Origin of the sequence: Candidatus Lokiarchaeum ossiferum, assembly GCA_025839675.1 — an archaeon.
GTDB lineage: Archaea > Asgardarchaeota > Lokiarchaeia > Sigyniarchaeales > Promethearchaeaceae > Lokiarchaeum > Lokiarchaeum ossiferum.
This window is the reverse complement of sequence record CP104013.1, coordinates 5,804,962-5,817,749: the sequence shown is the minus strand read 5'-3', so window position 1 is coordinate 5,817,749 and position 12,788 is coordinate 5,804,962. Positions and strand designations below refer to the sequence as shown.

The window sequence follows — 12,788 nt, the reverse complement described above, 5'->3', positions numbered from 1 at the left end:
GATAATCCTACTTTCCTTTTTTATAAAAAATGATCAAAAAAATTGAAGAAATAGATAAGAAATTGCCATTGCACGACTATAATTCTCTTCCACAATTCCAACAATACTGAGCATTCTGGAATCGGTGTTCAACACCACAGAATCCACAATACTGAGCCATTTCTTGAATTGGATATGACGTAATGGAGGTTGTAGCAAGATGCTGATCATTGATAGTGGTTTTTTGGATATTCTGCCGTTGAAAGGTATTTTCGGTAGTATGATAAGGTATAAAACCTTGGTGAGGATAAATTGCTGATAGATTTAAGCAATTCATTGGGGTGATCATCACTTCTTGATTAGGAAAATAGGAAAAACCCCTTTCAAGCTTTTTCAATCCAAGATTGAAGACAATATTCCCAATTGTAGATTCAAAAAGCATGAGTATGATGCTATAACGCATCCATTTGCTTCCCTTCAACATCATGGGAATTATTTCGGAATTTTTAGATGTTTTATCCTGATCTATCTGTTTTTGACTCCAAAAACTGAATTCTCGCCAAGTAAGGTAATTCACTAATTTTTCCATTAATGAAAACAAGCCAAAGAATACTACCAGCGCAATTACATTTTCATCCATCCCATAACGAGTCGGAAATTGGGCGAACGCAGCTAAATACTCGACTATGGAATAATAATATCTGTTTAAGGACATAATTATCCGGTTCGCTATCAGAGCAATGAAGATGATATTAATGGCATAAAAAGCAATACGGGCTTGTTGATATCGATAGGCTTTTTTGAAGTGATCATCATGCATTATTTTGGCAGTTCTTTTTAGTTGAACAATGAAATTTATATTTCCTATCAACCGAGGTACTGAAATAGCAAGAATCCCAAATATTAATAGGCCCATAGGGATTCCGGAATAGGAATCTGAATTTGAATCCACAATCCAACCATAGAAAGGACCAAAGAAAGTTTTTTGTAAAAGTGTCTTAAAGGAAAAGATACCCATGACAATGATATAAATCCAGCGAGTTTTTTGCAAAAACTGAAATCCTTTCCCAAGTTTCTCGAATTGATAACGTTTAGAGGGCGTAAGGGGTTCTTTTAAAAGAGTTGTGGCGATCATTTTTGTCTCAGAAAAAAAAAGATAACCTACTCTAATAAATTTACGTCTGATTTCAAATTCTATTGGAAAGAAACTCATAAAAAAATGAACTAGATAAAAAGATAGGAAGTAGCTACCTTTTCCAACTTCAAAAAAATATAATAATATGGAGCAACCTTGAAATCGACTTCACCTTCAAAACTATAGACTTTGTTGATATTTTAAACCCCATTTGGCAATAGTAATTGGTGATGAAGGTGAAATGAGAATTTTTTTCTTCAATATTGTATGCAAAATCATGTTTAGTTCGAGAAAGGTTGATTATTCTTCAAAATATTGTTGATATTTTTTTTTATTGTATTTGCTAATCCAATATTTTCAAGATTGCCATTATTTAATGTATCTAGAGCATTTTTTAAGTTCACCAGAGATTCCACTTTTTTTCCCAATCGAAAAAGAACTATTCCCATGTTGTTAAGCAATTCTGCTTTTGATTTTGGTTGGTCTAATTTCTCATCAATTAATAGAGCTTGTTGAAAATGAATAAATGCTTCCTTATAATTCCCTTTAGCGGAATAGAATGTGCCAAAATTATTTAAGACACTTGATTGTAATCTAATATTTCCTATTTCCTTTGATATTTTTAATGCTTTATTATAATACTTAAGAGAATCAGAATCTTTTTTTTTTTTATAATAAATTAAGCCAATATTGTTATATACTGAAGCGGAATGTGACCTATTCTTCATTTTATTTGAAAATTTCAAAGAATTTTGAAAATATTGAAGTGCCATATCTAATTCTTTCTGATAATGCAAAACATCTCCAATCTGATATAATAAAGAAAATTTTAATTCTATATTTATTGATTTTTCAATTTTATTCCAAGCTTCTTTAAAAATGGCTAAAGATTTGTCAAAAATACCCCTATTTTTTAGCAATTCACCCATTTTTATTAGTATTGATGCGGTTAAGTGTGGATCTTTTAATTTATCAACAACATCTAATGATTTTTTGTAATATTTCTCCGAAATTACATAATTTCCTTTCTTTTCTGAATAATCTCCTAAGTTCATTAATATTTTTGATTTTAAACGAATATCCCCAATTTTTTCAGCAATATTCAAAGATTTTTGATAATATTGAAAAGAATCCTCTAAAATACCTTTATTAAGCAAAATATTCGCCTTATTATTTAAATAACGAGCAACACCTCTTAAATCAGCTAATTTTTCTGCAATTTCAAAAGCTTCATGATTATATTCTAAGGCTTCATCCCATTTTCCACATTTGAACAATAATTCACCAATATTGTTTAGTTTAATGGATTTTTGATGAAGATCGCCCATTTCATTATCAATTTCTAGCGATTTTCTATAGTGACTAATTGCTTCATCTATTTCACCTTGGATCTCTAAAATTTGTCCGATATTATTTAATCTATTTGATTTTCCCTTAATATCCCCGATCTTTATATCAATTTCAAATGCATCCTTATAATATTCCAATGCTTTGTCTATATTTCCACACATTTTATAGACTAGACCTATATTGTTTAACCTTGCTGCTTTTCCTTTATGACTACTCAATTTATTACAGAAATTCAAAGAATTTGTAAAATATTTCAAAGCTTCATCATATTTTCCTTGATTAAGAAAAATTAACCCAACATTATTGAATGTAGTTGCTTTCAGCTCTAAATTTTGGGATTTATTTGCAATTTCTAAGATTTTTTCTCCGCATCTTAGGGCATCTTCTTGAAATAGTAATTTATTATAGATATCAAACGGAATCGAGTAGTTTTTGAATTTTTTTGGTTTCGGCAGTTCAGATTCCATCCATTCATCTAAATTTTGTATTTCATATTGTTTTACTCTCGGTTTTTTCTTATTTTCAAAAAATTCAGTAATTAATCGAGATGTATTTGCTCTTATCCTGTAAATTTCTTTTATTTCACCAATTTGCTTAATTTCGTATAAAATTTTTCCTATTTTATCCTCGGGGGATGGAACTATATCTTGGATATTTTCAATTATTTCTTGTCCATTATCATGTTTCTGATATTCAATCCAAATGATTGCATTAAAATCTTTTAATAATTTTAAAGTGGGAACAATATCAAAATCATCATATCCTGAATAACCCATTACAACGAGTGTCCTGTTATCATCAACATGAGTAAAAAATTCTTTTTTGAATTTTTCTACTTGAAAAACGGATCTTTCTTCTTTATTTTGTCCAAAAGCTTGGATTGTTGCAACTAGGGATTCACGCGTAGATTTCTTAGTAAATTGATTTAGAGCGGAACCATGAATTTTATAAACTCCAAAAAATCCTTGCTGAAATAATAGAGATGGATTTGAATATCGTTTAAAATCTTTACGAGTGATGATTGCTCTACATTTTTCTTTTGGAATATCACTTTCTAATAATGCTTGCTCAATTAGACAATCAAAATTTGTAGTCATAACAATATGACCTAGTTTTATCATCTGGGCAAGAAAAAAATGTTGTAAATTTGGAGATTTATTTAGAGAAAAATAATCTATTATATGTAATTCAGGATCTAGTTGTTCTCGTAATATATCCATTAGTTGTTCAAAACGTAAATCCTTCAGAGAAAGTAACTTATTTGTTTCTTCAAGAGCACAAGTAAATCTAATAATTTTTCTTATCATTGTACTACCTGCGGGGAGATTTGAAGGATTATCAACTGAACATCCTGCTCCCGCTAAAAATGTAAGAGGCTTATTCTTGATCAATTCATGAAACTTATTTTTCAACATAATATCATATTCATCTTCAGATTATTTTTATCAAGATATTTATCTACTGAAATTATTCCAGAATTTTCACTAATATGGGGTCTGTCTCAGGTAATTCACGCAGCAAATATCTGATGACCGCAGTATTTTTCTCATAGAGCAGGCGCTCTCGCTCATCATCGGACAGATAATGTTCTACCACATATTTTTGAGCTAATTCCATCGGCGAGAGCTGGTAATAGGCATACAATTCTCGCATGAAGGCTTCATGAAGAAAAATTTGATCATTTTCGCCAGTTTCGTCTTTTAAAAGGATAATCACGGATGCTTCGGCGAAATAAGCGGGGTCATCAAAATCCCACCGAGTCATTGCGCAGCCACACTTTTTCCGATGGGCATCACATTGATCAAAATAGATTTGATAATCAGGAGGTAGGAATAGCGAGGGAAATGTTTTAAAAAACATGAAGGATTCAGGAGTGCACTCCCGTGGAACTTTTAGGGTAGCAATTTCGTAATCCATGGAGGCGGTCTCGTCATAAATCGCTTCGTAATTCATACAATGAAAATCCCACACTTTCTTGAGAAGAAAAAATCCCTTTGGGGTGAGATTGAGCGACACAGCACATCGAGGAAATTTTTGCTTACCGACAAATTCAGCATCCATCAGATCAAAACGTGCAATATTTGCTACTAAAGCGGCAAAGGAAGAGGTATGTAAAGTAATTAATTCAAACCTGGAGAACTCAAGAGGAAGCCGAAAAACTCGATCAATTTCAGATTTTCTGTGTTTTTCTATTAAAACATGTTCCGACATGCCTAGAAGAGATTGAAAAGGATTATTTTTGAACGAAAGGTACTCCAGAGCTCCCGGTAATCGAGGAAAAAATTGAAAATCGCGCAAGCCATTGTTATCCATATCAAACCACTCCATATTTGGAAGCTCATTAGGTAATCCTTGCATGGATACGAGGAGGGGGTTATAAGAGATGATCAAATGATTTAGTCTGGGTAATGCGAGGGTAAGCCCTTTTAATGAAGTAAGGGCAGTTCCAATGATGGATAACTCTTCAAGCAAAGGGGTTTCTTGGGGAAAACCTTGCACAGAGTGAAATGGAATAAGATCATAACCATCAGTTGGGTGTTCATAGTTTCCTCGATCAGATGCAATCCCAATGTACATTTTTTCTAACCGGGGTAAAGAAAGGGGTAATCCTTCCAAGTTCGGGAAAGCACAATTAGTCAAATCCAATTTTTCTAAATGATTCAACTCACAAGGTAACTTATGAAGATTGTTAATGGGAACATTTTCTAAACCAATTCCTTCTAACAAAAAACTTTGTTGAAAGTAGGTACCCAATGACTCAATAGGTGTATCCCAAATTCCAAGATTTCTAAGGGAAGGGGATGATTCCGGCAATCCTTTTAAAGATTTTAATCTTTTGCAAGAGATAGATAAAGACTGAAGGGAATCCAAGATAGAGGGAAGTCCTTCTAAGGTGTGTAAGCTAGGACACTTAATCAACAAGACTTGAAGCTTGTCTAAGTGAGAAGGAAACCCCTCAAAAGAGAGCAAATGTTTGGATTCGATATGTAACCATTCTAAAGTTGGGGAAAGGTGCGTGAAACATGTAAGTGAATCAAGATTTCTAAAATGAATTGTTGTAAGATGAGTGAAGAAACCAATTTCGGGAAAAAGATCGGGAGGCAGCGCATCTGATAAGTAGAGGGTGGAAACATGTTTATTCACAAAATATATTTGTTTTTCTCCAGATTTAAATTGAGCAAGATAGGGCTCTATTGCCTTTAGGGCAGTATACTCAGCTAAGTACACCAACTTTTCTTGATAATAGGAAAAAATTGAGGAGTTAACTTTTTTTACAGTAGGTTTAAGAGTTTTCATAATTTATTGCTCCAAAATCTGGTGGAATTCTTAATATTATAAAAAAAATTCGAGATAAAAAATGTTTGGTGCCTTAGATTTCTAAATCATTTAGATTACTTTTTAGCTTTGAAAGGAAGCAGATTGTATCCATTTGCAATCAAAATTTCATTCAATTTCCTGATTATATCGTTGATCTTATCAACATTTTCATTTTTCAATTTGAGATTAAATCCGCCTTGACTAAGCCAATGGTCCAGACATAAATGAACAATTCCCATTTGAGGAAATTGAGCCAATTGTGCTGGAAAATTATTTATTCGACCATCGGATAATGTTTGTAAATAATCTTTAAAAGTATCTCCATGGAAAGAATCGATATCAGCATCAGCATATAAGTCAGTTGCGATTGTGACATAATAATCTATGATATTTTGGTATGATGCACTCGGATTGCGTACCATGAACCAGAAAAGCCGCATATCTTTCACAACAGAAATTGTTGTCCTCAAATTCCCATAATAAAGATCTGGTGACTCATATTCGAAGGGTTTGATAACTCCTTCGATTCCTTCAAGAGTCACCCCCCATTCTTGCTGTATTTCGATTGCTTTCAAACGCTTCATCTCAGATGACATTATATCCAATCCCTCAAACCGCCCTTCCGAATCATACTCGGGCAGGATAGTGGGAATCCAAGACTCGGCATTTTTAAACAAATCCTTAATAGTTTGCTCATAGGATTGCGACGGATTACCAGTCTCATACTTATGGATATAATTTAAAATCTCCAAATTTTCACGCAAAATGTTAGGAACGATGGTTCCAATGATGTTCAAATCTCGATAAAAGGCCATCTGCATCGCAGTGGAAGTTGAGATCCCAAATTCAGCCATTCCGCCTAACAAACTTCCTTCTAAGGAGACCGAGTATTTGAGCAAATCTTCGGTATTACTAGCATCTAAAGCATCTCCAATAAAATTTTCACCCGCTTGAGTACGTACATAAAAATCAGGTTTAAGAGAGCCTGAAGAATCAGATTTGATGAGTTCAATATTCAAATGATTCAATAAACGATTTAATTCAGTGTCTCCTAAGATCATTGAAAATGCATCCGTTTGACAATCAATTACTGAATCTTGAGGAGAAAAACTAGAACGAGAGATTATTTCCGGCATACCCAAAGATTTCGTTTTTATGAATGAAAGAACCGTTGCTGCTTCATGATGGCCCCCTCTTGGGGTAATTTTGAAGAGATATCGTTCTAAAGGGTTTGAAGTAGGGTTTACCCAAATGTTATATTCATTATATCCCGAAACTGGTCCAATGAGCAAAGAAAACCCTTTTCCTTGCTTTCGACAATTTTCATAAAACATAGTTCCTTTCTTCAAAATATTGATTTGCCAATAACATTTATACAAATCTTTCAATGATCCAGAAATCTTCATACGTGCATATGCAGGAAGGACCATATAGGTGTTGGATCCAAGATATGTGTTAAAGATCTTCAGAAGATCTTCGGATATTCGGAAATGGTCATCGACAATTGTTGGATTAGTTGAATCGATTACTTCTAGTTTTGAGTATAGCGAATTCAAATGAGCCTCGTAGTTATTTAGCTTCTGCTTAACTAATGTACGGAACATCGAAGTTTTCATGTAATTTAGGTATTTCCTAAATCTATTAATCGATTCTATCTGAATTGGAATCATTTCTTTTAAGGAAGAATCACCCCGATGCAGAAAATCTCCTTCTGTAGGAACATGAGTTTCTTTAAAGACTTTCATAGGATAGAGTGATTTATCTGATTTTGGTTTATAAGTCCGCAAATTTGCTAGCTGTTGAGGTGTTTTAAAAGCAGTATCTAATTTCAAAGATTGCTTTTTCTTAATCAAGAAAGTAGCTGTTTCCAAAGTGGATTTCGTTAGTTCTTGATCTTTAGATTCTACTAACGCCTTGAAAACAATTTCGGGATCTAACTCCGCAGAATCTCCAATCTCCTTACTTGATTCCTTTTCTATAAATTTATCTAAATTACTCTGATGGGGAGGATCAATCAACACCACACCATCCACTCGAGAGAGAAAACTTCCCAAGGTTTCATCAGGATATTTCATTCGAGATCTCCATACTCCATCGATTTCTTCATACACTAGACCATCTGCTTTATATTGCACAGATCCAAAATCTTTCAAAACAGTCTGGAAGAACATCTCATTTCCACATTCCGTCAACCCCCATTTGGCCAATAAAGCGGGATCCGAGAGAAATTCTTGCACCGACTTCCCAGCGATCGAATATTCCCAAATAGTCTCCTCAACCTCCAAACGGAACGCTTCCTCGGTCAAATGGTGATTGGTAAACTTCAGAATTGGCATAGTTTCGAGATTCCTAAGGTATGGCTTCAACTGAATATTGGAACCCATGTGGGTACTAATAAAGGTCTGTAAAGCTCCCATCATTCGCGCATTCGTTCGTAATTGGATCAGCGCATGGATACTGGATCGAGCTTGTAAGAGACTCTTCAATTGGGCCACTTGTTTCACCTGTGAGAGGTGTTGAAAACTCGAGACTGCCACATGTTCGCTTAAAGAAGCGTGTTGGGTGGTCGAATGCGGGGTAGTCGTTTGTAAGGCCGTATAGAGATCACTGTAATCGACAGATCCCACTGTACTGTAGATGTTGGAAATGACATCAAAACTCCCGAAGGATTCCCCTAACAAGTTCGCCAATCCCAAAGAAATCCCCACGGATCGGGCCGCAGAACTGACTAGTTCTTCTAAGACCAATTCTTCGAACACTTCCCGACTTAAATCCAGCAAGATGCCAGGCAACCCTTCCCGGACCACATAATTCGTATAGAATCCAACAGGATCTAAACTCATCACAGCCAAATTCGAAGCCAAAACGCCGGCCACGACTTGCACCACCTGTAATCCAAGTTGTGACGCAATGATCGTGGGATCCTTTGCACGGGCGTCTTCATAGGCACCCGCATATTGGGCATAGTAGGCGAGTTCCATATAATCGAGGGTCCGAGCAATCGGATCACTCAAATTGCGGGACACAGTCGCAGCGGGTGTAAAGAGAGGTCGCCCCGAAGCATCCACGGAGAAAATCACATCGGTATAGACGGGATGATGGGTGGTCAAGGTGGTGGCAATAACTCCCCGTTGATTGCCTTCTAGGAGTTGATATTCAACTTCCCCAAGATCTCGCCACACATTGGCATAGAGCCCCTGCCCCAATTCGCCATTGAAATCGGCTTGGGGAATAGTGATATCAGGATAGAGTGTTTTCACATAACTCGAGGGAGGTCGATCCATATCGGAAGAAGTTTGCACATATTGAAGGTAGGTGGTGATAAAATCACATAACCATTGGGGCGCATTCGCATAGGGAATCACAGGATCATTTTCCACCCAGTCGTTTTCATACCAATGGAGCCACCAAGCAATGATGCCTTCGTGCGTATCCCCACTGATTTGCATATCGGGCACTTTGAAGGACACCACTGTATTACTGGTATCAAAGGTCGGTTCAGCCGCTTCTCGCCACACTGTATCATCCCACCAAGGATTGGATGTAATTATTGGGAAGGATTGCACATAGTATTGAGGATCTTGGAAATTCCCAAAATTGGTGAAATCCTCGATCATCGCATCCAACCCATCCCAGAAATCATAGCGATCCGCTTCTTGCCCAAATTCATGGGGTTGTTCTTGCATTCCCCATAATTGATGTTCGGCAAGAAAGTCGACCAACAACGGACGAGTCCAATATTGGTAGACTGCATACCCTGCCATAATAAATCCGAACCCACCCCCCATAAGGGCGGAGGTGCCCATCAAGGACATTGAATGCACCAGATCTAAATAGTAAGAGGCCGTCATGCTGTTACCTTGCCCATCGATAAAGCCTTTCATTTGTGTCCAATACGCATCCTTGGAATCTTCCCACGCAATGTTGGTCAGAATTTCATAATCGTACGCCGCACTCAGCCAGTACAAAGGTAGGAGCGAATCACCCGAGGCTTGATACTCAAAACTATTAATATGCACCTGCTCCGATCCATCCCGACTATAATAAATGGCAATTGCCATTTGATCCTCGGCCCACGATTGTTCCGTAAACACAAAAGCGGTTTCTGCAGTGCCATCATGATCACCATCCCACCATGCAAGCACCCCATGGGGATCGCAGAGTAATTCGGGGTACCGATCGATCTCCCACGAAGAACGATCCACCGTACGATTATACCGGGGATCAATAGGAACAGGCACATCATATTCCAGAATCACTTCGGCCGTGAGACTGGGACGATCATACAACACTTCGCCATCAGAATCAAATTGCAATAACCCGTCTTCGGTGAGATTGAAATAATCGGGCCCACAGAGGGTAAAGGTAAGATTTTCCTTGAGCATGTTATCCCGTTCCACAAAATCCTCATAGGTATAGGTATAGGATTCATAGATCCAATGTTCATAGGCTTCGTCCAAAATAGATTCGGAGTTCGCCCAGCGATCGGTACGGGATATACTTTCTTCAAACACCCCATCCCCATCACTATCGACACTATAGGCCACCCCCGCAATCGGTTTGTGCCACGTGGCATCACTAAAGGAAGTGAGTTGATGGTTATGGATCACATATTCTCGATATTCGGGTAAGGCCATGGTAGAAGCGGTGAGGGAAAATTCGGATTTCAGATCAAAGCGTCCATCGCCATCGGTATCCTCAGAAATTTCGATGAATTCCTTGGCATTTTGCATGACATAATAATGCCCGGTGGCTTCACCAATCAAATTTGTCTCCATATTATAAAGGGTGGGTGTCGTTACTTGAGAAGTGGTCAAGGTCGTATCCATGGTCACTTGAAGATCATAGTATCCATCGCCCGTATAATCCACCCGAAAATTATCTAACTTGTTATTGGAGAACTCCCCGAGCCCTTCGCCGTCAAATTCTTCCACATAGAGATCATAAGAAGCATCCCCATCGAGATCCCAGCTTTGATGACGTAACCACGGAATTTCTTCGGTGGTCATACTGCTTCCTTCCCATGACTCAGGAGTGGGAGTCGCTTCCATCCAATCGACCATGCGATATTCAAAATTCCTTTGCACCGGATCAAAATTATAGGCATAATGATAGGCGACATCGGCCAGTGATGTGGTATTATAACTAACCACCGTAAAGGAACTGAGATAGAGAGGACTTCCATAATATCCATTGTGTAAGACATCGCTGACGCCTTGGGCACTTTGGATCTGGATGCGATCCAAGGAGGTAAAGACACCCAGGGAGGACAAATTCACATATTCCCCATAGGGGGAGGTGGGCCCTGTAAAGACTGTGGGGAGTAAATCGTGCGTATGCGTCAAAGTATCCGTTGTTAACACTAACTTGCCCAAAGACGCTTCGGTATAAAAGGCAATCCCCCCTAACCCGACTGTGGAGATGTCGGCTGCGCTCACCCAAGAATGGAAAGTGAAATCCCATGTGACTTCCGTTAAACAACGTCCTTGCAGTTGAAGACGGAGAGTTTCCATGAACAATCCACTCTCACCCACTAATTCCGTCATATTGTAGGTTATGCTTTCGTCAGCCGCATTGGAGAATGAATACGTTAATGTCATTTCGTCAATCCCTTGGGTGGTAAATACATAGAGAGGAAGTTCCATCCACGCAAACTCGGGGGTGCGGGTAACCGGATCCGTGTAAAAGGGCGTAATATCCAAGTGGAGTTGGTCGGTTTCGGCAAGGGAACCCTCCACCGAATAAATATCCATTTCATTCACAAGATATTCCCACGAATTCCATGCATCAGCTCCTGCATAATGAGAGTCTCCCCACCAAGAGGTGTTTTTCCAGTTACCCACATTCATCAACAATAGTTCCGTATCACCATAGCCTACTACTTCGGGAATTTGGGTGCGATTATCCACTATCGTATACACATTGGCCGATTGCCCGGCTTGTGGATTATCACTTTGAGTGATCACGACCGGATCTGAACTATGGGTCAAGGCCGCCAGATCACTGTACGCATGAATATGTTCATCGTCCCAAAAGAGGCGCGTTTTATCATTATCCAAGGTAAGGACCAACTGATCAATAAATAATTCTGCTCCCCGTACCCCACACCCGTCAAACACAAACCGTAGATCGTTGAGATCCAAAAGCATTGATCCTCCAATTTCCGTAAATGTGGCCAGTTCGGTTTCAGAAATGGTAAACACTCCGTCCACCCAAGCAATATCCTGTTCAAAGGGGACATTTAAATCCTCGATGGAAGCGATCGTACTCCATGATGCATCCGCTTTTTGGATTTGGAGATCCACGCGCGCGGGAAATCCAAGGGCCCCTAAAGCAAAGTAATTTTTAAGACCGAACCGATAGGTTAAAGCCACCGTATCGACTTGATTGGCTATGACATAATGGCTATCAAAATGAATCTCGACTTCTTGATTCCACACAGGATTCAGTCCATCATTGGCGTCAATCTTAATCGATTGCAATTCCGAATTGGAGACATCCCGAAGGATATCGGGATTATAATTCTCACTTACTTTTTTCGTGATCCAATCATGGGTTAAGATGGTGGATTGATCATAATAGGATATGCTTTCCACAGGCCATACTTTTTGCACTGTATCGATCGAAGCGGGATCACTCGCCGAATATCCTCGATCATAGAATCGTTCTGACCAGCGGGTGATCACAAGATCCCGATCACTGGCCGCTAAATTATACTCAAGAATGGCAGTATGGGCCATTTCGGGATCGGTGACATCCATCGCTAAATTCAAGACTTGGGCTTCAGGAGTTCCAATGGTAAATCGTCCTCCTTCGGTGACACTCGGAGGACCCACAACCGTTCGAGTACTTGATTGATTCCAGACGGCGGGATAAACTAAAGTGGTGAGCTTGCGTTGTTGGAGTAACGTGGTTTCATTATGCATTGTCCCAAATTCGTCTACTCGGACTTCATCATAGAGCTTGACAAACCCCGAATAGATCCGAGGATCTTCAATCGCATCGA

Annotated in this window: 4 protein-coding genes (1 of these 4 running past the window's edge); all 4 read right to left on the bottom strand. The window is 38.3% G+C overall.

The genetic code is table 11. The features are described 5' to 3' along the window. Window positions 1–76 precede the first annotated feature (76 nt). Window positions 77–1,114 (bottom strand): hypothetical protein, encoded by a 1,038-nt coding sequence (locus NEF87_RS24660; RefSeq protein ID WP_457917936.1) that lies wholly within the window; start codon window positions 1,112–1,114, stop codon window positions 77–79. A gap of 281 nt (window positions 1,115–1,395) precedes the next feature. Further along, complete coding sequence (locus tag NEF87_RS24655; RefSeq protein WP_457917935.1) at window positions 1,396–3,879, bottom strand: tetratricopeptide repeat protein; 2,484 nt, start codon at window positions 3,877–3,879, stop codon at window positions 1,396–1,398. 52 nt (window positions 3,880–3,931) lie between these two features. Next, on the bottom strand, window positions 3,932–5,761 hold the full coding sequence (locus NEF87_RS24650; protein ID WP_457917934.1) for a leucine-rich repeat domain-containing protein: 1,830 nt from the start codon (window positions 5,759–5,761) through the stop codon (window positions 3,932–3,934). Between the two features lie 95 nt (window positions 5,762–5,856). Then, window positions 5,857–12,788, bottom strand: partial view of a LamG-like jellyroll fold domain-containing protein gene (locus NEF87_RS24645; protein ID WP_457917933.1) — the 3' end only. The gene runs 22,147 nt beyond the window's last position; 6,932 of the gene's 29,079 nt are visible here — the last part of the coding sequence; its start codon lies beyond the right edge, outside the window — the gene reads right to left on this strand; its stop codon occupies window positions 5,857–5,859.